This is a genomic window from Pseudoalteromonas sp. SR43-5, assembly GCF_014163835.1.
Lineage (GTDB): Bacteria > Pseudomonadota > Gammaproteobacteria > Enterobacterales > Alteromonadaceae > Pseudoalteromonas > Pseudoalteromonas distincta.
The window spans coordinates 1-24,583 of the sequence record NZ_JACJEA010000037.1 but is presented as its reverse complement, the minus strand read 5'-3'; the positions used below and the strand labels follow the sequence as shown (position 1 = coordinate 24,583).

The window sequence follows — 24,583 nt, the reverse complement described above, 5'->3', positions numbered from 1 at the left end:
ACCGTATTTAACTAGGTCTTCTTGTTAATTGTATTTAATTAACAAGAGATCTCATGCTTAAACAAAAGTTACTACTTAGCCTTTCCCCATTACTCCTTCTATCAGCCTCAGCTATTGCTGATACAAATTGGGTTGGTGGCGTTGATCATTTAGGTTTAACCGTATCAAACTTAGATGCATCCAAAGTATTTTTTACTGATGTACTTGGCTTTAAAACGCTAGGGAATGACCCAGCCTATCCTGCTTATTTTTTATCAAACAATAAAATAACCATTACATTATGGCGCGTGAAAAACGATGCAAAACGTGTGGAGTTTAATCGAGCAGAAAATGTGGGCTTACACCATTTAGCACTCAGTGTTGAAAGTATCAAAAAGTTAAGCGAGCTACATGAACACTTAAAAATGCAAAATAATATTATTATAGAGTTTGCACCCGAAAACTTAGGTAGCGGCCCAACCCAACATATGATGATAAGAGAGCCTAGCGGCAATCGGATTGAGTTTATTGCCAGAGGTAATTAAAAGACAATAAAAAAGGCGCTTTAAAAGCGCCTTTCTTTATGAGCTAAAATTAATTACTCAACAGTTTGTGTAGCCGTTGGTAAGTTAAGCTCAGCATTGGCTTTAAGCGCTTCAATAAATACCATGTAGTTTTTATTAGCTTGCGCCATAGTAATGCTTTGTTTTGCTTGAGGGTCAATATTAGCTGCAACTTGTGCATCCGTTACCGACTTAAGCGCTACAATTGCTGCATCACCATTATTTAAATTAACGAGATCGACTACCGCAGAATCCGCTGGGTGAGCCATTTTAAAAGCTTGAGTCACAATAGCAGGTGAAACAGTGTAGCTTTGACGTGTTAACTGCGCTTCTTGGCGAAGTGTTAAGCTTTGCTCGTTAGCAACATCGTTTAAGCTCTTACCTGCTTGTACTTCTGCAAATAAGCTACGTGCCTTTTCTTTAGCAAGCTCAGATGATTTTTCATTCACTAAACGCGCTTTAATTTCCTCGCTTACTTCGTCTAACGGCTTAGTAGCAGCAGCTTTATGCTCGTTAATACGAACAATGATTGCATGCTCATCGCCAAGCTCAATAACTTCAGAATTTACTTTATCTTCAAGTAAATCAACTGATGTTAATGCTGTAACAACTGCAGGGCTGTTTAACGGCTCTGGTAGAGCATTAAGTGCTAAAAGAGGTGTAGATTTAACTTCCACTTCAGCAACTTCTGCAGCATCATCTAAGCGGTCTGAAATTTCAAATGCAAGTGCACCCATTTCAGTTTGCTTTTCGTAAAATGCATCTATTTTTTCAGCTTGTTCTAATTCAGCACGTAAGTCAGCTTTAACATCGTCATACGCTTTAACTTGTTGTGGTTGAATGTCAGTAAGTTTAATTATGTGATAACCAAACTCAGAAGTAACAACGTCAGAAATATCACCTTTATTTTCAAGCGCGAAAGCCGCGTCTTCAAATGCAGGGTCCATTACATCACGCTCAATCCACTCAAGATCGCCGCCCATTTCGCCACTAACGATATCGTCAGACGATGATTGTGCTAACTCAGCAAAGTCTGCACCTTGCTCTAGCTGTGCATGAAGAGCATTGGCTTTTTCTTTTGCTGCATCATCGTCTTCACTGTTATCAATTAAGATATGTGATACGCGACGCTTTTCTGGCTCAACGTATTGTGCTTTGTTTTGCTCATAATACGCTTTAACGTCATCCTCGGTTACCGATTCAACATTGATATCTGCTGCTTTAAGCTCAATGTAACTTACTGAAATAAGCTCTGGAGATAAAAATTGAGATGCGTTTAAGTCGTAGTAATCAGATACTTCTTGATCTGATACTTCAACATTCGCGGCAAGTGCCTCTTTGTTTACAACTACGTAATCAATACTACGAGTTTGCTGCTGAAGAGCAATTGCGCTTTTCAGCTCGCTCTCTAGAGCAAAGTCTGTACCTGCAACAGCAGATACTACCTGGCTGCGTGTCATATCTTTACGTAAATATTCACGAAAAGCATCTGGTTGAAAATTCATTTGACGAATTACTTGTAGGTAACGGTCGTTATTAAATTTTTCACCAATTTGAAAGTACGGTAATTCTAAAATTGTTTTACGTACACTTTCGTCGCTTACGCGAAGGCCTAAATCAGCCGCTAGCTGTGATTGCAATTCTTGTTGTACTAAGCGGTCAACTACACCTTGACGAATTTGTGCCATGTAATTTGGATCAGCTGCAATTTGTGTAAAGTATTCACCAAATTGTTGCTCTAAACGGCTACGTTCATTTTGGTAAGCACGGTTAAAATCGGTTTGACTAATTTTAATTCCATTTACTTCAGCAACGGGTTGTTCTGTGGTTTGACCTAAGTAACTACCGATCCCTGCTAAGGCAAAAGATAAAATCACCGCGCCTAAAATTATTTTGGCTACAGGTCCTTGCGAACCTTCTCTGATTTTCTCAAGCATTTGTTTATCTCTTTTTGATCAAGGTATTTTACCTTGTCACATGTAAAAAAAGCGTATCTTACCAGATACGCTTTTTCACTTGAAGTAACTGGCGGAAAAGTTACTTAACTCATCTGTTGTGGTGAATCAGTAACTTTACACTCGCCATAACTAATGTGTTTAAAACAGTGATTAGTTTACTGCGTCTTTAAGCGCTTTACCGGCTTTGAAAGCTGGAATAGTTGCAGCAGCAATTTGGATAGTTTCACCAGTTTGCGGGTTACGGCCTGAACGTGCAGCACGTTCACGTACTGAGAAAGTACCAAAACCTACAAGTGCAACTGAGTCGCCATCTTTTAGCGCGCCAGATACAGATTCGATGAATGAATCTAGTGCACGACCTGCAGCCGCTTTAGAAATGTCAGCATCAGCTGCGATTTGATCGATTAATTGAGATTTATTCACAATATCATCCTCTTTCATTGTTATTATCAAGAGCGATGGTTTTTTAAACTAACATCACTTTTTTGAAAATTTTAGAGCAAACTTTTAATGCCCACATGATTATATTTTTCTTAAGCCTAGGCCCCGTAAGGGCTAGGCTTGAAAACCAGTGCTTAACTTATCATACCGTTTAGATTTGAAAAGCCCTAAAAAGCACTTTTTTTATGTTTTTTCTTGGTTTTTAGGTGTTTCGACCGAAAAACTCTCAACAGGATGCACTAAAGCAAGCTTTAACACCTCGTCAATCCAAGTAACTGGGTGAATATCAAGACCTGCCAGCACGTTGTCTGGTATCTCTTTTAAGTCACGTTCGTTAATTTTTGGAATGATCACTGTTTTAATTCCACCACGATGCGCCGCTAATAACTTCTCTTTTAAACCACCAATAGGAAGTACTTCACCGCGTAGTGTAATTTCACCTGTCATTGCAACATCTGCTCGTACAGGATTACCCGTTAAGCTAGATACAAGACCCGTTACCATTGCTGCGCCCGCACTAGGACCATCTTTTGGTGTTGCGCCCTCAGGTACGTGTACGTGAATATCACGTTTTTCGTAAAAGTCGCTGTTAATACGGAAAGTATCTGCTCGATTACGCACAACCGTCATTGCCGCTTGAATCGACTCTTGCATTACATCGCCAAGAGAACCGGTGTAACTTAACTTGCCTTTACCTGGCACTGCCGCACATTCAATTGTTAGCAAATCACCGCCAACTTCTGTCCATGCTAAGCCTGTAACTTGACCAATACGGTCGCCATCTTCAGCTTTGCCATAGTCAAAGCGCTGCACACCTAAAAAGTCTTCTAGGTTATCTTGATTGATGGTCACTATTTTAGTGTCCTTTTCAAGTAAGATATTTTTAACTGCTTTACGACATAGTTTCGAAATTTCGCGCTCTAAGTTACGTACACCCGCTTCACGTGTGTAATAACGAATAATGCCAATAATTGCGCTGTCTTCGATAACTATTTCAGACTCTTTTAAACCGTTACGTTTAACTTGTTTAGTAATTAAGTGCTCTTTTGCAATGTTTAGCTTTTCATCTTCGGTGTAACCCGACAAGCGAATAACTTCCATACGATCTAATAATGGACCAGGAATGTTAAAGCTGTTTGATGTTGCTACAAACATAACGTCAGATAAATCGTAATCGACTTCAAGATAGTGATCGGCAAAATGACTGTTTTGTTCCGGATCAAGCACCTCTAACAATGCTGATGCTGGGTCGCCGCGCATGTCCGATGACATTTTATCGATTTCATCTAATAAGAATAATGGGTTTTTAACGCCCACTTTTGTCATGTTTTGAATTAGCTTACCTGGCATTGAACCTATGTATGTACGACGATGACCGCGAATCTCAGCTTCATCACGTACGCCGCCAAGCGCCATACGAACATACTTACGACCAGTCGAACGTGCAATAGATTGCCCAAGTGATGTTTTACCAACACCTGGTGGTCCAACTAAACATAAAATTGGCCCTTTGAGCTTATTAGTACGCTGTTGTACTGCGAGGTACTCAATAATGCGTTCTTTTACTTTATCTAAGCCGTGGTGATCGCTATCAAGAATTTTTTGTGCGCCTGCTAAGTCTTTTTTCACTTTAGAGCGTTTTTTCCATGGCACATTAATTAATGTATCTATGTATGAACGCACTACAGTTGCTTCTGCAGACATTGGCGACATCATTTTAAGCTTATTGAGCTCTGTAGTTGCCTTTTCTTTAGCTTCATCAGGCATGCCAGAATCTTCAATACGCTTTTTAAGCGCTTCAAATTCATCAGGCACATCATCAAGCTCACCAAGTTCTTTTTGAATGGCTTTCATTTGCTCATTGAGGTAATACTCGCGCTGAGATTTTTCCATCTGCTTTTTAACGCGGGTACGAATTTTCTTCTCAACTTGCAATAAGTCTATTTCGCCTTCCATTAGTGCCATTAAATATTCAAGACGTTCTGTGACACTTGAAATTTCGAGCACTTTTTGTTTTTCAGGTACTTTAAGCGGCATATGCGCTGCCATTGTGTCGGCAAGACGTGCTGGCTCATCAATACCTGAAACCGAAGTTAGTACTTCAGGTGGAATTTTTTTATTTAGCTTTACATAGCCTTCAAACTGGCTAATTGCGCTTCGGATAAAAATATCTTGCTCTTGTTCATCTACAGAATCAGATTCAATAAATTGAGCATTAGCGACAAAAAAGTCATCGTTATCTACAAATTCTTCAATTTGTGCGCGCTGTGTACCTTCGACTAAAACTTTAACTGTACCGTCTGGTAATTTTAATAACTGAAGTACAGTGGCAATAGTACCGATACGATAAATATCATCTTGCTCTGGTTCATCTACAGTTGCATCTTTTTGTGCAACCAAGAAAATTTGTTTGTCTTTGTCCATTGCCGCTTCTAGGCATTTTATTGATTTTTCACGGCCAACAAAAAGCGGGATCACCATGTGCGGGTATACCACAACATCGCGCAGTGCAAGGACTGGGATTTCGACTCGGTCGGTTCTCTCAAGCGTCATTATAGTTTCTCTTCGCACTTCATTTATTTTAAAGATTACTCAAGTATATGGGGATAACCTAATTAAAGTTCAACAATTTTCCCTAACTCGATTAAATTAATTATAAAAAAAGGAGCCTAAGGCTCCTTTTTCCATTCAAATAGCTTAAAAACTATTCTGATGCAGCTTTATCTTGTTTATTATTTTCATAAATCAAGATTGGATCTGACTCACCTTTAATAACGGTTTCATCAATAACTACTTTGCTTACATCATCCATTGAAGGAAGCTCGTACATAGTATCAAGTAGTACACCTTCAACAATTGAACGAAGACCACGTGCGCCTGTTTTACGCTCCATTGCTTTGTGGGCAATTGCAGCTAAGGCATCATCGCGAAACTCAAGTTCAACGTCTTCCATACCAAACAATACTGAAAACTGTTTAGTAATCGCGTTTTTAGGTTCACTCAATATTTGTACAAGAGCTGCTTCATCAAGTTCTGTTAGCGTAGCCACTACCGGCAAACGACCTATAAACTCAGGAATTAAGCCATATTTAACTAAATCTTCTGGCTCTACATCTTTAAATGTTTCACTTAAAGAACGACTCGCCGCAGACTCTTTTACGCTAACGCCAAAACCGATACCGGTGTTTTTATGGCTACGTTGCTCAATTACTTTATCTAGGCCTGAAAATGCACCACCACAAATAAACAAGATTTTAGATGTATCTACTTGTAAAAACTCTTGCTGTGGATGTTTACGACCACCTTGCGGTGGAACAGAAGCAACGGTGCCTTCAATCAGTTTAAGTAGCGCCTGTTGAACGCCCTCGCCTGATACGTCACGCGTAATTGAAGGATTATCTGATTTACGAGAAATCTTGTCAATTTCATCGATGTAGACAATACCGCGCTGTGCTTTTTCAACATCGTAATCGCACTTTTGTAAAAGCTTTTGAATGATGTTTTCAACATCTTCACCTACATAACCTGCTTCGGTTAATGTAGTGGCATCGGCCATAGTAAACGGCACGTCAAGTAGGCGCGCTAATGTTTCTGCAAGTAATGTTTTACCACTACCTGTTGGGCCGATAAGCAAAATATTACTTTTACTTAATTCAATGTCTTGCTTAGTCGATTGGTTACGTAGGCGTTTATAATGGTTATAAACGGCAACAGACAATACTTTTTTAGCATGGTCTTGACCAATAACATAATCGTCTAAGTGTTTACGAATTTCTTTTGGTACAGGTAGTTTGTCAGACGTATCATGCTTAGGAGCAATGTCTTTGATCTCTTCCCTGATAATATCGTTACACAACTCTACACATTCATCACAAACGTATACTGAAGGGCCTGCAATTAATTTACGCACTTCATGTTGGCTTTTGCCACAAAAAGAGCAGTATAACAATTTATTACTTTTGTCGCCGTCTGTAGGAGTGTCAGACATTCAGCTACCTCATTTTATTACGTTGGCCACCAAAACTATTGGCGGCTATTTCAATACGCTTTAACTATACCAAAATTTATTGGTTTTCGCATAGTAACTCAAAGCGGCAAACAGGTAGTCCTGCTTACCAAGCGCTTACTTTTTGTCGCGATTTGTAAACACAGAGTCTACCAAGCCGTAATCTACAGCTTGCGAAGCACTCATGAAGTTATCACGATCAGTGTCTTTAGAGATAATATCTAATGGTTGGCCTGTATGCTCAGCCATTAAGCGGTTAAGCTTATCTTTAATAGACAGAATTTCTTTAGCGTGTATTTCAAAGTCAGATGCTTGACCTTGAAAACCACCTAATGGTTGGTGAATCATCACACGTGAGTTTGGTAGGCAAAAACGCTTACCTTTAGCACCAGCAGTAAGTAAAAAAGCACCCATGCTTGCAGCTTGACCTACACATATTGTACTTACATCTGGTTTGATGAAGTTCATTGTGTCGTAAATAGCCATACCCGCAGTTACTGAACCACCTGGTGAGTTGATATATAAAAAGATATCTTTATCAGGGTTCTCTGATTCTAAAAATAGCATTTGCGCTAAGATCAGATTTGCCATGTTGTCTTCAACTTGACCTGTTAAAAAGATAATACGCTCTTTTAATAATCTCGAATAAATATCATACGAGCGCTCGCCTTTTGGTGTTTGTTCAACAACCATTGGGACCAATGCATTTAGGGGATCTGTAATACCAGTATTCATACTTATTTAATTCCTTATGCGCTTATACTTATCCTTATTATAAGGAAGCATAGTTATCGTTTTTCGCAAATTTAGAGCCAAAAACTAAAATGGCCCGGGCACGCTGTATAAACAGAGTAACACGAGCCATTTAATCGTTAGCGAGAGCTTAAGTCAATGACTTATTAAGCACCTTGCTGTGGATTCATGATGTCATCAAATGCTTTTTCAACATCAGTAACAACTGCTTTAGCTAAAATAGCTTCAACAGCTTGCTCTTCCATTGCTACATTACGCATTTGCTGCATAAGTTGATCATTACCTTTGTAGTATTCTACTACTTCAGTTGGATCTTCGTATGCAGAAGCTACTGTTGCGATTAATGCTTCAACTTTAGCATCATCAACTTTGATGTCGTTAGCTTTAATCACTTCACCTAATAAAAGGCCAGTTTTTACACGTGTTACAGCTTGCTCGTGGAACAATTCAGCTGGAAGCTCTGGCATGTTTTGAGCATCGCCGCCAAAACGTTGAGCTGCTTGCTGACGTAGAGCATCAACTTCTTGATCAACAAGTGCTTTAGGCACTTCGATTTCGTTGTTAGCTAAAAGACCTTTGATTGCTTGGTCTTTAACGCTTGCTTTAACCGCTTGGTCTAGCTCACGTGTCATGTTCTTTTTAACTTCTTCTTTAAGCGCGTCTACGCCGCCTTCGGTAACACCGAATTTAGTTGCAAACTCTTCGCTTAATTCTGGTAATTCTTGCGCTTCAACTTTTTTCACTGTGATAGTGAATTGAGCCGCTTTACCTTTTAAGTTTTCAGCGTGGTAATCATCAGGGAAAGTTACATCAGCAACTACTTCTTCGCCTGCTTTTTTACCTACGATGTTATCTTCAAAACCTGGGATCATACGACCTTGGCCAAGTTCTAATGGGAAGTCTTCAGCTTTGCCGCCTTCAAATACTTCACCGTCGATAGTACCTACGAAATCAACTGTTACACGGTCGTTTTCGCCAGCAGCTGCATCAACATCAGCCCACGCTGCGTGTTGCTTACGAAGTGTTTCTAGCATGTTAGCTAAATCTTCGTCAGTTACTGTTACTGCTGGTTTTTCAACAGTAATTTTATCTAAACCTTGAACTTCAACTTCAGGGTAAACTTCAAACGTTGCTGAGAATTCTAAATCTTTACCTGCTTCAAGTGATTTAGGAGCGAATGTAGGCGCGCCAGCTGGGTTGATTTTTTCAGAAACGATTGCTTCAATGTAATTACGTTGCATTACTTCGCCAGCAACTTCTTGACGAACTGCAGGGCCAAAACGCTTGTTAATTACAGATACTGGAACTTTACCAGCACGGAAACCATCTATACGCTGTGTTTTTGACAGTTGTTGTAGGCGTTTTTTTACTTCGGTCTCAACGTTCTCTGAAGGAACGGTGATAGTTATACGGCGCTCAAGGCCTTGGGTCGTCTCAACAGAAACTTGCATGATTTACCTCAATATTCAATTTTGGCGACTGTTCGCCTTCCTTTACAAACAAAGTGTTCTGCATGAGTCTTGATAAAGTTTAAGCGGTTTTTCACACTTAAAAGCATCCGTCGCTACCATGAGACACCATTGCTGCTTTGCCCTTCGGGCACTATGTTAAACAATAGACGCGGCATTATAACCTAATATTTATGATAGTCGAGTATAGGGGGCAATTATTTGGACTAGATAAGGGACTATAAAGACTAACTGAATAAAAAACAGGCTAACTACGGACTAAATAGAATAAAATAGAAATTATTTAATAGAATTATAGGCTAACAGATTTAGATTTATAACTTAGAGGAGTTTACTTATTGTTCTTATTGGATAAGAAAATGGTCGGCGATGCAGGATTTGAACCTGCGACCCCTTGGACCCAAACCAAGTGCGCTACCAAACTGCGCTAATCGCCGACATTGAAGAGTTAACTTCTTTTTTCATACTGAACACTTAAACTGAGAGTTTAAGACCATTTTAAGAAAATGGTCGGCGATGCAGGATTTGAACCTGCGACCCCTTGGACCCAAACCAAGTGCGCTACCAAACTGCGCTAATCGCCGATATTCGTTGTAAATGGGGTGACTGATGGGGCTCGAACCCACGACAACCGGAATCACAATCCGGGGCTCTACCAACTGAGCTACAATCACCGCTATATTTACATGTTTTCAAATGGTGCACCCAGAAGGATTCGAACCTTCGACCGACGCCTTAGAAGGGCGTTGCTCTATCCAGCTGAGCTATGGGCGCATCGAAAACTTCATAGTTTACCAATAAGCTATTCGATTATAAAAAATTATAAAAAATTATAAAAAAATGGTCGGCGATGCAGGATTTGAACCTGCGACCCCTTGGACCCAAACCAAGTGCGCTACCAAACTGCGCTAATCGCCGAAACTTATTATTGTTAGCGAGTGACCTCGTTGACAACGGGGTGCATAATAGTGATTTGACGGGGTTAGGTCAAACGTTTTTTTAAGAAAACCAATCAAGTGCTCATTTTTAGTGCACAATGGTTAAATATTACAATAGTCGGCTGAATTTTAAACTATTTAACAGCTCAAACGTTATATACCTTAAAAGCAACTTGGCGCTGCTATGCTTTTCTGCGAAAATAGTAGGCATATTATAAAACGAGTTAAATAAAGAGCGTATTTTTCTTTATTAGCATTTTTACCCCTATTTTATTGTGCATTCGTTTTTAGAGTATCGGTATCTAGTTAATTAACCCCAATTAAAGGTCACCCATGACGGCAAACATCATTGATGGTAAGGCAATCGCAAAACAAGTACGTAGCGCTGTAGCAGAACGCGTAAGTGAACGTGTAGCAAATGGTTTACGTGCACCAGGACTTGCAGTAGTACTTGTAGGACTTGATCCAGCAAGCCAAGTTTATGTTGGTTCAAAACGTAAAGCCTGTGAAGAAGTAGGTTTTATCTCTAAATCATTTGATTTACCAGCAGACACACAAGAGCAAACTCTTTTAGATTTAATTGACGAGCTAAATAATGATGCCGAAGTTGATGGGATTTTAGTGCAGTTACCACTGCCAAAAGGCCTTGATGCTGAAAAGATTTTAGAACGCATTACCCCACATAAAGATGTTGATGGATTTCATCCATATAACATTGGTCGATTAGCACAGCGTATGCCTGCTCTTCGCCCATGCACGCCTAAAGGTATTATTACCTTACTTGATTCAACGGGTGTACGTTATAAAGGGATGCATGCCGTGGTAGTTGGCGCGTCAAATATTGTTGGTCGTCCAATGTCGTTAGAGCTTTTATTAGCCGGTTGTACAACCACAGTGTGCCATAAGTTTACTCAAGACTTAGAAACACATGTTCGCCGCGCTGACTTATTAGTTGTGGCAGTGGGTAAACCTGAATTTATACCTGGAGATTGGATAAAAGAAGGCGCTATCGTTATCGATGTAGGCATTAACCGTTTAGATACGGGTAAATTAGTCGGTGATGTTCAATACAGTGTAGCTGAACAAAAAGCGCATTTTATTACACCTGTACCGGGTGGCGTTGGCCCGATGACTGTCGCAAGCTTAATTGAAAACACACTTGAAGCATGTGAGAAATATCACAGCTAAGCAGTTAAAAAATCAAAAAAGGGTTGCCATTTGGCAACCCTTTTTTAGTTAAACGTGAATTACTTTGAACGTTTACGCTTTACGCCACGTTGTTTTACCGGCTGAATCTTCAAGTATTACGCCTAATGCATTAAGCGCATCACGTGCTTCATCAGCAGCAGCCCAGTTTTTACTCGCACGTGCTTCATTACGTTTCACAATTAATGCTTCAATTGTCGCAACTTCGTCGTCATCTTGCCCGCCTTGTAAAAAAGCTTCCGGTGCTTGTTGAGCAACCCCTAGCACTTCACCAAGGCTGCGCAATATAAAGGCTAATTTGCCAGCTTGGCCTGCGTCACTTTCTTTTACGCGGTTTAATTCTTTAGCAAGTTCGAACAACACAGGTAGTGCTTCTGGTGTATTAAAGTCATCATTCATTGCTTTTCTAAACTTAGCAACAAACTCATTGCCTTCTAAGTCGCACTCTACCGGTACGACATCACGAAGCGCTGTATAAATGCGTTCAAGTGATGAACGCGCTTGGTCTAAATTTTCTTGTGAGTAATTTAATTGGCTGCGGTAATGCCCTGAAATTAAAAAGTAACGAACAGATTCAGCGTCGTATGCTTTTAAAACCTCACGCACAGTAAAAAAGTTATCTAACGACTTAGACATTTTTTCTTTATTTACTTGCACCATGCCAGTATGTATCCATGTATTTACATACTTGCCGTTGTTTGCACAGCACGACTGGGCAATTTCGTTTTCATGATGTGGAAACTGTAAATCAGACCCGCCACCGTGAATATCAAAATGCTCTCCTAAGTGTTTTGAGCTCATTGCCGAACATTCAATATGCCAACCAGGACGCCCATCACCCCACGGTGATGACCATGATGGCTCACCTGCTTTGGCTTTTTTCCATAACACAAAATCAAGTGGATCGTCTTTATCTTGAGCCACTTCTACGCGAGAACCTGATTGCAACATAGTTAGATCTTGCTGAGAAAGCGCACCATATTGCTCAAACGTTGATACATCAAACAAAACATCGCCATCAGCTGCAACATAGGCATGGCCTTTTTCAATCAAGCGCTTAACCATAGCGATGATTTCATCCATATGGCTTGTAACTGTTGGTTCAATATCTGGGCGTAGCATATTTAGGCTATCAAAATCTTCATGCATCGCTTTAGTCATGCGCACAGTTAAGTCGTTTATTGACTCACCATTTTCATTTGCACGTTTAATTATTTTATCGTCGATATCTGTAATGTTACGTACATATTTTAAATCGTAACCAATATGACGTAAGTAGCGCACAATAACGTCAAAACCAACAAAAGTACGAGCGTGTCCAATATGGCAGTAATCATAAATGGTGATACCACACACATACATGTCGATTTTGCCTTCGACCATAGGTTTAAATTGCTCTTTTTGTCGCGTGAGTGTGTTGTATATATTTACCATTTACTTTGAGTCCTTGACTATTTACTTGAACAGTTATGTTACCACTTGAAAAGCCCCTGCTCTAGCGCTTTATAACAAACCAAACATCTACTTTGTTAATCTTAGCCAACTACGATAAAATAGCGCCAATATTTAAACCAGATATAGGAAAACACATGGTTGTTCTACACACCAATTTTGGTGACATCACCATTAAAATGTTTGAGCAAGAAGCTCCAAACACTGTTAAAAACTTTTTAGAGTATGCAAATGCTGATTTTTTCAACGGCACTATCTTTCATCGTGTAATCGATGGTTTTATGGTTCAAGGCGGTGGTTTTGTACCAGGTATGGAACAAAAAGAAGTTAACGACCCAATTAAAAATGAAGCTAATAATGGCCTATCTAACAAGATAGGTACTTTAGCAATGGCACGTACACCTGATCCTCATTCAGCTACAGCGCAGTTTTTCATTAACGTGAATAACAACGACTTTTTAAACCACAGTAGCGAAACATCGCAAGGCTGGGGTTACTGTGTTTTTGCTGAAGTAGTAGAAGGCATGGACGTAGTAAATAAAATAAAAGGCGTAGCAACAGGTAGTACTGGTTTTCACCAAGACGTGCCTCTTGAAGATGTGATCATCGAAAGCGTTACTGTTAGCTAATAGTAAGTTTACCCACGTAATGTGGAGTATCAGCGGGCATTTACGCAATGTGTATACGCCCGCTTTATTTATATCGAAAAGACTGACCTATGACTCGCCAAACTTACTTTATTGCAGATTTACACCTAAGCGAAAACCGCCCCGACATTAGCGCTGCATTTTTTGACTTTTTAAATACGCATATACTAAATAAAGATGTAGATGCACTTTATATTTTGGGTGATTTTTTTGAAGTATGGGTTGGAGATGACTACATTACAGCGCTGAGTGCCGATGTAGCAAAGCATTTAAGCGCCGTTAATGATGGTGGGACACCTGTTTATTTTATACATGGCAACCGTGATTTCATCATGCGCAAGCAATATGCAGACATGGCCGCAATGACTTTACTCGATGAACAAACAGTCATTGATTTATATGGTACGCCTACCGTTATTTTACATGGCGACGAAATGTGTACTCAAGATACTGAGTATCAAAAATTTCGTAAAAAAAGCCGTGGTTGGTGGTGGCCAAAATTAATGCTTGCAATGCCACTTTGGTATCGTAAAAAAATAGCGCGTAATGCCCGTGAAAAAAGTAAGTTGAGCCAAGCTGATAAACCTATCGAAATTTTAGACGTTGTAGATGAAGCCGTGCTTGCCACCTTTGCCAAACATAACGTTACTAATATGATTCATGGTCATACTCACCGCCCTAATGTTCATACCTATAAAGTTAATGAACAAACGCTTACTCGTACAGTGCTAGGTGACTGGTATACCCAAGGCTCTTATTTAGTCGTTACCCCTCAATCACAAGAATTAATTAGCACGCCTTTCGCATAATTTAAAATCCTGACTATTATTTAACTATATATTTGAATAATAGTGAGAGGTTTAATGATTAAGCTGTTAATTTTCATCGTAGTAATTGCCATTCCTACCAAAGTATTTAGCGAGCAAACATGGCAAATTGTTACTGAAAACTACCCTCCCTATTTTAGCGAAAACCTTCCTGATAACGGTTGGTTATATGAAATCACTCAATCAGCCCTTAAAACTCAAGGCATTAATAGCGAAGCCGAGTTTACGACATGGGACCGCGCCCTAAAGCTATTAGAAAAAAAGAGAAAAACAGCTATTTTAGGCGCTTTTTATTCATTAAAAAGAAATGAAGTTTTTTACTACTCTCGCCCACTTGCAGTTGCTCATTCTGGAATTTTTAAACGCAAAGAGAGTGCTATTAACTTCGATGGTACAGTTAAATCATTAACACCTTATAGTATTGGTACAGAAGACAATGCCTTTGTAAGCCAAGAGTTTACAAGAAATACTGAGCTGGCAATAACATCCACTAAAAGCCTTCCTACAAGTTTATACCTGCTACAACAAGGACGTATTGATTTGGTCGCAGGCACTAAAGAAGTAGGGAAGTATTGGCTTGAGCACAATAACGAAGTTGATTTAGATAAGAATAAAATTGAGTACTTATTGCCAGATCTTGCTTCTCATAAACTATATTTAGTTGTCTCTAAATCAAATTACAGGGCAAAAGAGTACTTACAAAAGTTTAATAGAGGGATTGATATAATAATTGAAAACGGAAGCATTGCTGAAATCATGAAGAAACACAATTTCAGCAATCAAAAAACAGCTGAATACATTAATTTTTTAAAAGAAAATTAGCTTTCTGCTATTGGCAGGCCACTATGAAACTTAAAATCTTCATCCTGTGATGAAATTAATTCGGCTTCAATCTCGCCAAATTCTTTAACTCGTTCGGTAATATCAAAATCAGCAATTTCTTGCGCTAAAGTTAGATAATCTTGGTAATGACGGGCTTCAGAGCGCAGCAGCGAAATATAAAAATCACCTAAACGTTTGTCAACATGCGGCGCAAGCTTTGCGAAACGCTCACATGAACGCGCCTCAATGTAAGCGCCTACAATTAATTTATCAACAAGGGCGTTTGGCTCAAACGTTTTAACATGACGAAGCATGCCTTTTGCATAACGACATGGTGTAATGCTTTGGTACTCTACACCGTACTCGTCCATAATTTCGAGCACTTGGTAAAAATGATGCAACTCTTCTTTTATCAACAATACCATTTTATCAATTAAATCTTGTCCATATGGCGAATTAGATTTAGGAATTATTGATTTAGTTAGCTTATTTTTAGCCGCGAGATCACGCCAATTTCCTTCACGCTTATAAATAAGCGTTTCAAATGGCTTTAGCCACTCGAGTAAGGCATCACTGCCCTCTTTATCAACAGCGTATTTACGTATTAAAAACATCGCACTTTGAGCCGCTTTTAACTCACAAATTAAGTGATCGATTAAGATTACTGATAAGTTCTCTTTTTTAATTGCCTGCTCCACCCACTGCTGTGGGGTTGTACACACTAAAAAGTTATTGATCGGCTCTAAAAGTTGGCTATGTGGCACGTTGACTGCTCATTACTAAATAAATTTGATATGCCATTATTTTAACACGAAATTTTGTTTGGGATAAATCAAAGCCCTAACCTGTGCAAAATGTTAATAGTGAGTTAACTTGACTTTGCAAAATAAGTGAACCATAACTGTACATAGACTGTATAAAAATAAACCAACCAAAACAGTAATACGTTCCTTTTATGGAGTAAGTACTATGATATTAAATCACCTCTGGGGCATTTATGCTCACCCACTTGAAGAATGGCAAACAATAGATAATCGCCATGAAAGTTTAACCTATAGTTTGTCGCATATTTTACTGATTGCTTTGTTTCCTTCAATAATGGGTTATTACTCATCTGTTTATTTAGGATGGAGTATAGGCGCAGGCGATCCTGTATTTTTAACGCACGATAGTGCGCTATTAATTGCAGTTGCAATGTATTTTGCTTTAATAGCGGGTGTTTTTGCATTGGCGTATTTGGCTCATTGGATGGCCGTTACATTTGGCTCTAAGCCTACATTTACACAAACACTTGAACTTGCAGCTTATACTGCAACACCTGTGTTTATGTCGGCGCTTGCCGCCTTTTGGCCTGTACTTTGGTTTGTAGTGTGTATTGGAATTATTGCACTAGCTTACTCGGTCTACTTACTTTATACCGGCGTACCAATACTTATGCATATTCCAGAAGAGCGTGGCTTTATTTATGCCAGCTCGGTTGTAACGTGTGGATTAATATTACTAGTTATTATTTTAGCTGTAACAGCTATGCTTTGGACAAATGGGATTGTTAGTCCAATGTTTACTTAATAAAGTTTAGCTAAAAAAGAGTCGTGTTTGATAGAAATGTTCCCTTTCTTTCCTTCGCAAAAAAGGAGCTAATTAGCTCCTTTTTTTATGTAACGACTTTTTATTAACTAATTATTAATCAGCTTCGTTTTCGTCTTGGTTGTGAATCTCTAAACTTGAAGACATCGCACTTTCGCGGGTGCTTTTTGCTGAATCGTTACGTAGCTCATCAATACGATTTAAATAGTTTTGATCAATGTCGCCTGTAATATATTGCCCATCAAATACTGAGGTTTCAAACTTAGTAATTTCAGGATTTTCTTGGCTAACCGCAGCTATTAAATCTTTTAACGATTGAAAGATTAAACCGTCAGAACCAATACTTGCATTAATATCTTCCACTTCACGTCCGTGAGCAATAAGCTCTGCTGCTGAAGGCATATCAATACCGTACACATTAGGGAAGCGTATTTCAGGCGCTGCGGATGCAAAGTAAACATTTTTAGCACCAGACTCTCGAGCCATTTCAACAATTTGTGCTGATGTTGTACCACGAACAATTGAGTCATCAACCAATAATACGTTTTTACCTTTAAACTCGCGATCAATTGCATTTAGCTTTTGACGCACTGATTTTTTACGCATCTCTTGGCCAGGCATGATAAATGTACGACCGATATAACGGTTTTTAACAAAACCTTGGCGATACGGTAAATCAAGCACACGTGCAATTTCCAGTGCTACATCGCATGAAGTTTCTGGGATTGGGATAACTACATCAATGTCTTTATCAGCCCATTCGCGTGCAATTTTTTCACCTAGTTTTGTGCCCATGTTTACGCGTGTTGCGTACACAGACATACGGTCTATTGTTGAATCAGGTCGAGCAAAATAAACAAATTCAAAAATACACGGCGAGTAAGATGCTTTATCTGCACAACTAAGTGAATGAAATTCACCTTCTTCTGTAACATATATAGCTTCACCAGGGGCAACGTCACGTACAAACTCAAAACCATCCGGTTTTAACGCAACGCTTTCTGAGGCGAACATGTACTCAGTGCCTTTTGCAGTCTCACGTTTGCCAAATACAAGTGGGCGGATACCATTAGGGTCGCGAAAAGCAACAATACCGTGACCAATGATCATAGCAATTGTTGCATAACCACCGCTTACTTTATTATTTACCTCGGTTACCGCAGTAAATATATCTTCAGGGTCTAAATGCAACTTATCAGATTTACTTAGTTCATGTGCCATGATGTTGAGTAAGATTTCTGAATCAGATGTTGTATTTACATGACGACGTGCTTCTGAGAATAACTGCTCTTTTAAAGCTTCTGCATTAGTAAGGTTGCCATTATGGGCAAGTGCTATACCAAACGGTGAGTTAACATAAAAAGGCTGTGCTTCAGATGAGCTTGAAGACCCTGCTGTAGGATAGCGCACATGGCCAAGACCTATCGTACCTTGTAGTCGTTTCATATGACGAGTGTGAAAGGCATCTTTCACTAAGCCATTTGCTTTGCGTAAGCTGAACGTATTATTCTCAATGGTAATGATACCCGCGGCATCTTGACCACGGTGCTGCAAAACAGTTAAGCCATCATAAATCGCCTGATTGACAGGGGATGTTCCGACTATTCCAACGATACCACACATGTAATTTATCCTCGCCGATTAACGGTTTACTGAATTTAAAAAGCTCGAGTTGTTTTCTAGGTACGAAAAGAACCATTCAACAACAAAGCCAAATTCTGGAATCAAAATAGAATTGCCCCACCAGTGCGTATTGGGTGCACCAGTAAAAGCATCAAGAAAGAAGAGTAACGCGCTCACGACCAACACGCCTCGTAGAGCACCAAACACTATGCCAAAGACACGGTCGGTACCCGATAAACCAGTACGATGTACGAGCTCACCTAAAATGTAGTTTAGTAAACCGCCCAACAGTAGCGTCGCAAAGAATAATATGGCTATGGCCGCCGCATTTCTTAAAAGGGGTTCAGAAATGGTTGTTAGGAAGGAAGCTAAATATTGGTAAAATAAGCTAGAGATGATAAAGGCGCCAGCCCATACCGCTAATGACATTGCTTCTTTTACAAAGCCGCGTATTAAACCGATGATGGTAGACAATACAATGATGCCAATAATGGCGTAATCAACCCAGATCATAAGAACCAATTAGTCGCTAATTTGGGGCGCATTCTATACCCAAACATCGTTAGTATGCAAGTTTAAACGGGAGATTACTGGGTTGTAGTTAATACAAAAAATTAACATTCTAGTGTAGGTATTGTGAGATAAAGATAATGATAAAAAAAATATAAATAAATAAAAAAAAGGCTTGTTATACAAGCCTTTTTAAAATTATTTTGTTACTTCGTACTGCGTAACTTTACCATTTAATTTAGTAAGCTCTTTGAGCTGGGGGAGCTGCTTTTGTAATTCACTTTTATCAAGCGAAGGACCAACAAATACTTTGGTTAGTGTCCCATTTGGGGTTTTAATCGGTTTAGTAAACGTTTTAAACCCTTCAGCCTTTAATTTAGCCTGTAATGCTTTAACGTTTGCAACATGTGAAAAACTACCTAATTGAATAACATAGGCCATACTCGTTAGGTTTTCATCACTTTTACGTGGTGCAATTGGCTCTGGCTTAGCTTGAACAGGCGCTTTTGTAATTGGTGTAGCTTTGGGTTCTATAGTTGCTTCAACAACTTTATCTTCCACAGCGTAATCACTCTCATCCATCGCGCTTTGCTGCTCAAAAGCTTCATCGTCAGCTTGAATGTCTTCAATTTCATCTTGCTTTAGTGGCTCAGCATTAGCCATATTTTCATCAATTGACTCTTGAAGATCGATTGTTTTGAACTCAGGGCGGTCTGGGATCGCTTTAAAGCCTTCTTTATAATGCACTTTTTCGCCATCGAGTATATTAGGGATAAACACAATTGCTGCGATCACCACTATACTTGTTCCGACTAAGCGATTAATAAAACTTGAGTTCACCGACATCCTCTCTATTTTTTAAAGTAATTAATAGCGCCAGCAACTGTAAAAAATGAACCAAATATAATCAACATAGTATCACTTTGTTGTTCTGGTAAAATTACATTCAGTGCTTGTGCCACACTATCATAGCTATTAATAGTATTATGATGAGACAATTCGTGCAGTGCATTTTGTAAATTACTTGCAGTGTCGCCTCGCGGGCCACTTAAGCTCGCTAATGACCACTCATCGACCAAGTGACTCACTTCTTTAAATACACCCGCTTTATCTTTATCAGCAAGCATAGCGGCTAATGCATGAATTTTAAAGCCTTTATCTTTATAGCTTGATAACTTATTGGCTAAATAACGCGCCGACTCAGGGTTGTGTGCTACGTCGGTAAAGACTAAAGGCTCAACACTTAACTGTTGAAAGCGCCCTTCGACAACTAAATTAGCTAAACAACTTCGTATAATTGATTCACTAGGTAATAAGTTTAAAACACTTAGCGTAGTTAATGCGGTAGCTGCATTTTGACACGGTATTGCAGGCTTATCTATTTCAAGATTATGTTCTTTATATTGCCAATTAAAGCTCTCAGCATTTTCTTTAAAAATAAAGTCACTGCCCGACAGCGTCATGTTGGCATTAATTTCTTTGCCGTAATCAGTCATTGTGTGAGGAATATTTAAATCCCCTATAATAGCGGGTGTATTTTCACGAAAAATACCGGCTTTATCATAAGCCACTAACTCACGGGTATCACCTAAGTACTCTTTATGGTCTAAGTCTATAGTGGTGATCACGCTTGCAAAGGGAGTGACTATATTTGTGGCGTCAAAGCGTCCACCTAAACCAACCTCTAGTAATACATAATCGACGTTACAGCGTTTAAAAATTGCCAACGCCCCCAAAGTACCATATTCAAAATAAGTCAGAGCAGTGTCTTTACGGCCTTGCTCAAGCTGGTGAAAAGCATCTATATGAAATTGGTCTGCCAATTCTTCCCCATTAACTCGTACACGCTCGTTATAACGAATTAAATGTGGAGATGCGTAAGTACCCACACTGAAACCTTGCGCTAGCAATAGCGACTCTAAGCACCGTGCTGTGGTGCCCTTACCGTTTGTACCGGCAATAAGAATAATTTTACTTGGAGTGTTTAACAGGCCAATATTGTTAGCAACATTAGCAACTCGTTCTAAGCCCATAGCAATGTTAGCTGGGTGAACACTTTCTAAATAAAAAAGCCAATCATCAAGGCTTGATGATTGGCTAGGAATTTTTTTTGTCATAGCGTGTAATCAGTAAAGCTGAAATTTACGCTACTCTATGCTCTTGTTCCGTAGAAGGCAAGTTCATAAATTTAGCTAAAATGCGTGCAAGGGTATCGCGCATTTCACGGCGGTCAATAATCATGTCAATTGCACCGTGTTCAAGCAAAAATTCACTACGCTGAAAGCCTTCAGGTAATGTTTCGCGAACTGTTTGCTCAATAACACGAGGACCCGCAAAACCAATTAACGCTTTAGGTTCTGCAACGTTAATATCGCCCAGCATAGCAAGCGATGCAGATACACCACCCATAGTTGGGTCAGTCATGACTGAAATAAACGGAAGACCTTTTTCAGTCATTTTTGCAAGTGCAGCACTTGTTTTAGCCATTTGCATAAGCGACATAAGCGCTTCTTGCATGCGTGCACCGCCTGATGCAGAAAAACAAATAAGCGGCATGTTATGCTCTAAACATTGATCAACAGCATCAACAAAGCGAGCGCCAACAACAGAAGCCATTGAACCACCCATAAATGAGAACTCAAATGCTACTGCTGCAACTGGAATGCCTTTTAATCGGCCTTTCATAGCTACAAGTGCATCTTTTTCACCACTTGCTTTTTGGGCTGCACTGATACGATCAGAGTATTTTTTAGAATCTTTAAACTTAAGAATGTCTTTAGGCTCATGTTGTGTGCCAAGCTCTTGACGGTCACCTTCATCTAAAAAGTGCTCCAGGCGCTTACGGCCACTAACACGCATGTGGTGGTCACACTTAGGACATACGTTTAATGACTTTTCTAATTCAGCTTTATATAAAATTGAATCACACGATGTGCACTTAGCCCAAACACCTTCTGGGATTTCTTTACGACCTGATGATTTTGTCGTTTTAGGTAAGATTTTTTCTAGCCAACTCATTTGCAACTCTCTTAATGCTGTTCTGTGTCGCGAGCCTGCCAATAGCAATTAGCAGACAAATTTTTTCAATTAAAACATGAATTACACTAACGCGGTATAAAAAACTGGTCTTAGTAGTTAAAAGTGTTCATAAAAAACACTAACGGCAACCATAACTAAATTTCAGCGTCAGGTAAAAACAATGGACCTAAAGGCATTTTAGGAATATTAAACTCTTCAGGATAATCGACATCAACCAAGTATAAACCTGCAGCTTTAGCTGTAGCACTTGCTTTAGCACGCTCTTTACAATCAAGTAATTCTTTCAACCAAATGGGCTGTTGCTTATGTATGCCAATATCCATCAAGCTCCCCGTTATATTACGTACCATGTGATGCAAGAACGCATTCGCCTTAATATCAATAATAACGTAACACCCTTGGCGCTGTACCGATAAATGATGAATAGTGCGAGTCGGTGTATTTGCTTGACAATGGATCGCTCGAAAAGATGTAAAATCGTGTGTCCCGATCAAATACTGACAGGCTTCCTGCATTTTAACTTCATCTAATGGGTGATGAAAATGCGTAACCCCTTCGTTTAACACTGCTCCTCGAAAAGGAGAGTTATAAATAATATAGCGGTATCGGCGAGCGGTTGCACTAAAACGAGCATGAAAATCGACAGCAACTGGTTGTGCAAAGCGAATAGCAATATCTTTAGGCAATAAGGTATTCATACCCATTGTAAATGCGACCATGTCACGCGAAGCTTCAGTTTCAAAATGTATTATTTGACCTGTACCGTGCACACCCGCATCAGTTCGCCCCGCACATACTACTTCAACTGGGTGATTACAAATACGCGACAATGCCTTTTCTACTTCTTGTTGTACGCTATTTACATGTGATTGACGTTGCCACCCACTATAGCGTACGCCGTTGTATTCAACTCCAAGTGCTACTCGCATAATTACTGCTTTACCTACTGTGCTAATGAACACGGCATTTTATGCTATCTCTCGACGCAATAAAAGGAGGTGTGCGGTAATACCCTTTTTATTAAAAACATGATCATTTCAATGAATCAAATAACTTAATAATTACGATGTAAATTATTCTTTTATAACAATTACATACTATAAAATTCACTTCGTTAATGCGTTGCTTTCCCTTGTTATAATTAAACTAACATCCATAAAAAAACCCTTAATTAGAATAACCAATTAAGGGTTTTTTTAACAATTTGTTATTTTAGTTTCGCTTTTAAACTAAGTGCCTCTTCTTGAACTTCTTCTGGGCCTTTGTTGATGACATCCTCAATGACCTTGAGCGCAGAATCAAAATCATCAATTTCAATATAAGCACGCGCTAAATCTAGTTTAGCTGAATAACCACCACTTTCAGCATCAACATCGGTTGGGTTATCACCAGCAAGTAATGCATCAAACTCACTCAAACCGACATCCATATTAACGTCGGTGTAAGGTTCGTGTTCAAGTTCAGCCTCTTCACTTTCTTCTAATAATGAATCTATATCTACAAATTCATCATTATCAAGTTGCTCAATATCACTACTTTCAACAAGTGGCTCTTTTGTAGTTAATGAGTCATCTTCCTCTAAGTCTTCTTTTAGCAAGCTGTCAAAGTCGACATCAAATTCACTGCTATCCTCAGCACTTAATTCTTCAGGCTCCGCTAACTCACTAAGTAATGAATCAAAATCAGTTTGCGTCAAATTTGACATAAACTCTTCATCAAGTTCATCGTCAGAGCTAATATTAGTGCTACCTGCTTCATCTGAGTTTGTTAACTGTGCTTCGCGCTCTGCATTTGTTTGCTCTTGCTGCTCGTCTGATAACTCATCAGTTAGCGCTTGCTCTAAAATATCTTCGTCAAACTCAACATCTAAGTCAGAAAAATCGTCTTCAATTAAAATTTCATCATCAAAATCGTCTTCTAAACTATCTAAATCATTATTTTCAGAAAGCGCATTTGATAAGTCCTGCTCAGCTTGGCTGGAAGCGACTCCCTGCGCCTCACCGTCTAAATCATCACCTTGTAATTCTTCGGGGGTAAATGGCAACTCACTTTCTAGTGTTTCTTGAACTTCATCAAGGTTAAGAGGTTTGGTATCCTCTTCTATACTAACTGGTTCAACAGAATCAATTCCGTCATTAATTTCTTGCAGTAAATCATCATCAAACGACTCGTCTTCAACCTTAGCTTCTGATTCAGAGAAGTCATTATCAATTAATAGTTCATCATCAAAATCATCTTCTAAGCTATCTAAGTTAGCATTTTCAGAAAGCGCATTTGCGAGATCTTTCTCTGTTTGACTAAGTGCTACTGCATTTTCTTCACTCGGTGCATTTTCTTTAGGTTCTTGCGGCTCAAACGAAGGTTCATTCTCCAATAATGAATGATCATCGTCTAATTCAAGTTCAGGATATTCATCTAACTCTTCACTTGGCGTTATAAGATCGCTATCAAGCTGCTCTTCAATTTTTGTAAGATCTGAGTCATCGTCGCCCGCTAACGGATCGTCACCAAGATCTACTTCTATTTCTTCAAGATCGTCGTCAAGCTCATCTAAAGACCAATCTGGTGTTTCTATATAGTCATCATCCGTCGCTTGTTGTAGCTCATTTAAAAGCTCATCAACGCTCTTTAAAGTATCATCTGTATATTCTTCAAGCGCATCTTCTGGATCAAGAAGCGACTCTGATGTATCTGAAAAATCATCAACCGTTACATCTATAAGTTCAGGTTCTTCTTTAAGCTCAGGTTCTTCTTCAAGCTCAG

At 39.3% G+C, this 24,583-nt stretch carries 21 protein-coding genes and 5 tRNA genes; 6 read left to right on the top strand and 20 right to left on the bottom strand.

Annotated elements, in window-relative coordinates:
- Positions 1-53: 53 nt before the first annotated feature.
- Positions 54-524, top strand: coding sequence for a VOC family protein (locus tag H5090_RS17920; protein ID WP_182696378.1), 471 nt, complete (start codon positions 54-56; stop codon positions 522-524).
- 53 nt (positions 525-577) lie between these two features.
- Here H5090_RS17920 and H5090_RS17915 read toward each other — a convergent pair whose 3' ends face one another.
- From H5090_RS17915 to H5090_RS17865, 11 genes are all read right to left on the bottom strand, one after another.
- Positions 578-2,479, bottom strand: a complete 1,902-nt coding sequence (locus tag H5090_RS17915) for a SurA N-terminal domain-containing protein (RefSeq protein ID WP_182696377.1) — start codon at positions 2,477-2,479, stop codon at positions 578-580.
- 171 nt (positions 2,480-2,650) lie between these two features.
- Entirely contained in the window at positions 2,651-2,941 is a 291-nt protein-coding gene (locus tag H5090_RS17910) for an HU family DNA-binding protein (protein ID WP_158000827.1), read from the bottom strand.
- A gap of 183 nt (positions 2,942-3,124) precedes the next feature.
- Positions 3,125-5,494, bottom strand: a complete 2,370-nt coding sequence (lon, locus tag H5090_RS17905) for an endopeptidase La (RefSeq protein ID WP_024596372.1) — start codon at positions 5,492-5,494, stop codon at positions 3,125-3,127.
- Between the two features lie 151 nt (positions 5,495-5,645).
- Complete coding sequence (clpX, locus tag H5090_RS17900; protein WP_002958344.1) at positions 5,646-6,929, bottom strand: ATP-dependent protease ATP-binding subunit ClpX; 1,284 nt, start codon at positions 6,927-6,929, stop codon at positions 5,646-5,648.
- Positions 6,930-7,064: 135 nt separating this feature from the next.
- Positions 7,065-7,682 (bottom strand): ATP-dependent Clp endopeptidase proteolytic subunit ClpP, encoded by a 618-nt coding sequence (clpP, locus tag H5090_RS17895; RefSeq protein ID WP_002958346.1) that lies wholly within the window; start codon positions 7,680-7,682, stop codon positions 7,065-7,067.
- Between the two features lie 164 nt (positions 7,683-7,846).
- A complete protein-coding gene (gene tig / locus H5090_RS17890; RefSeq protein ID WP_002958347.1) occupies positions 7,847-9,151 on the bottom strand; it encodes a trigger factor in 1,305 nt (434 codons plus the stop codon).
- A gap of 378 nt (positions 9,152-9,529) precedes the next feature.
- Positions 9,530-9,606, bottom strand: a tRNA-Pro gene (locus H5090_RS17885).
- 70 nt (positions 9,607-9,676) lie between these two features.
- Positions 9,677-9,753, bottom strand: a tRNA-Pro gene (locus H5090_RS17880).
- Positions 9,754-9,767: 14 nt separating this feature from the next.
- Positions 9,768-9,843: transfer RNA gene (locus H5090_RS17875), tRNA-His, on the bottom strand.
- 23 nt (positions 9,844-9,866) lie between these two features.
- Positions 9,867-9,943: transfer RNA gene (locus H5090_RS17870), tRNA-Arg, on the bottom strand.
- A gap of 67 nt (positions 9,944-10,010) precedes the next feature.
- Positions 10,011-10,087 (bottom strand) — tRNA-Pro (locus H5090_RS17865).
- 353 nt (positions 10,088-10,440) lie between these two features.
- Between H5090_RS17865 and folD the strand changes: the two genes are divergently transcribed.
- Positions 10,441-11,295 (top strand): bifunctional methylenetetrahydrofolate dehydrogenase/methenyltetrahydrofolate cyclohydrolase FolD, encoded by an 855-nt coding sequence (gene folD / locus H5090_RS17860; RefSeq protein ID WP_002958348.1) that lies wholly within the window; start codon positions 10,441-10,443, stop codon positions 11,293-11,295.
- A gap of 72 nt (positions 11,296-11,367) precedes the next feature.
- Here the strand turns inward: folD and cysS are convergent, their stop codons facing one another.
- A complete protein-coding gene (gene cysS / locus H5090_RS17855) occupies positions 11,368-12,747 on the bottom strand; it encodes a cysteine--tRNA ligase (RefSeq protein WP_182696376.1) in 1,380 nt (459 codons plus the stop codon).
- Positions 12,748-12,902: 155 nt separating this feature from the next.
- On the opposite strand from cysS, the gene H5090_RS17850 reads away from it, so the two are divergent.
- The 3 genes from H5090_RS17850 to H5090_RS17840 all read left to right on the top strand — a co-directional run bounded on the left by H5090_RS17850 (position 12,903) and on the right by H5090_RS17840 (position 15,061).
- A complete protein-coding gene (locus tag H5090_RS17850; RefSeq protein ID WP_002958350.1) occupies positions 12,903-13,394 on the top strand; it encodes a peptidylprolyl isomerase in 492 nt (163 codons plus the stop codon).
- Positions 13,395-13,483: 89 nt separating this feature from the next.
- Complete coding sequence (locus H5090_RS17845; RefSeq protein ID WP_002958351.1) at positions 13,484-14,221, top strand: UDP-2,3-diacylglucosamine diphosphatase; 738 nt, start codon at positions 13,484-13,486, stop codon at positions 14,219-14,221.
- A gap of 54 nt (positions 14,222-14,275) precedes the next feature.
- Positions 14,276-15,061, top strand: coding sequence for a transporter substrate-binding domain-containing protein (locus H5090_RS17840; RefSeq protein ID WP_138488746.1), 786 nt, complete (start codon positions 14,276-14,278; stop codon positions 15,059-15,061).
- On the opposite strand, the gene miaE is transcribed toward H5090_RS17840, so the two are convergent.
- Positions 15,058-15,825: a tRNA isopentenyl-2-thiomethyl-A-37 hydroxylase MiaE gene (gene miaE / locus H5090_RS17835; protein ID WP_182696375.1), complete on the bottom strand. Its 768-nt coding sequence runs from the start codon at positions 15,823-15,825 to the stop codon at positions 15,058-15,060. The genes H5090_RS17840 and miaE overlap by 4 nt on opposite strands.
- A gap of 205 nt (positions 15,826-16,030) precedes the next feature.
- Here miaE and H5090_RS17830 point away from each other — a divergent pair, with 205 nt between their 5' ends.
- Positions 16,031-16,630, top strand: coding sequence for a Yip1 family protein (locus H5090_RS17830; RefSeq protein WP_024596370.1), 600 nt, complete (start codon positions 16,031-16,033; stop codon positions 16,628-16,630).
- 114 nt (positions 16,631-16,744) lie between these two features.
- On the opposite strand, the gene purF is transcribed toward H5090_RS17830, so the two are convergent.
- The 7 genes from purF to H5090_RS17795 all read right to left on the bottom strand — a co-directional run.
- Positions 16,745-18,271 carry an amidophosphoribosyltransferase gene (purF, locus tag H5090_RS17825; protein ID WP_024596369.1) on the bottom strand — a complete coding sequence of 509 codons (1,527 nt, stop codon included), beginning with the start codon at positions 18,269-18,271 and terminating at the stop codon, positions 16,745-16,747.
- Positions 18,272-18,289: 18 nt separating this feature from the next.
- Positions 18,290-18,784 (bottom strand): CvpA family protein, encoded by a 495-nt coding sequence (locus H5090_RS17820; RefSeq protein WP_002958356.1) that lies wholly within the window; start codon positions 18,782-18,784, stop codon positions 18,290-18,292.
- A gap of 195 nt (positions 18,785-18,979) precedes the next feature.
- Positions 18,980-19,621, bottom strand: coding sequence for an SPOR domain-containing protein (locus tag H5090_RS17815; RefSeq protein ID WP_002958357.1), 642 nt, complete (start codon positions 19,619-19,621; stop codon positions 18,980-18,982).
- Positions 19,622-19,632: 11 nt separating this feature from the next.
- Positions 19,633-20,898, bottom strand: coding sequence for a bifunctional tetrahydrofolate synthase/dihydrofolate synthase (gene folC, locus H5090_RS17810; RefSeq protein ID WP_002958358.1), 1,266 nt, complete (start codon positions 20,896-20,898; stop codon positions 19,633-19,635).
- A 25-nt stretch (positions 20,899-20,923) separates the two neighbouring features.
- Positions 20,924-21,799: an acetyl-CoA carboxylase, carboxyltransferase subunit beta gene (accD, locus tag H5090_RS17805; RefSeq protein WP_007376856.1), complete on the bottom strand. Its 876-nt coding sequence runs from the start codon at positions 21,797-21,799 to the stop codon at positions 20,924-20,926.
- A gap of 155 nt (positions 21,800-21,954) precedes the next feature.
- Entirely contained in the window at positions 21,955-22,749 is a 795-nt protein-coding gene (gene truA, locus H5090_RS17800; RefSeq protein WP_165724236.1) for a tRNA pseudouridine(38-40) synthase TruA, read from the bottom strand.
- Between the two features lie 278 nt (positions 22,750-23,027).
- A partial coding sequence (locus H5090_RS17795) for a FimV/HubP family polar landmark protein (RefSeq protein ID WP_310736319.1) occupies positions 23,028-24,583 on the bottom strand: 1,556 nt, incomplete at its 5' end.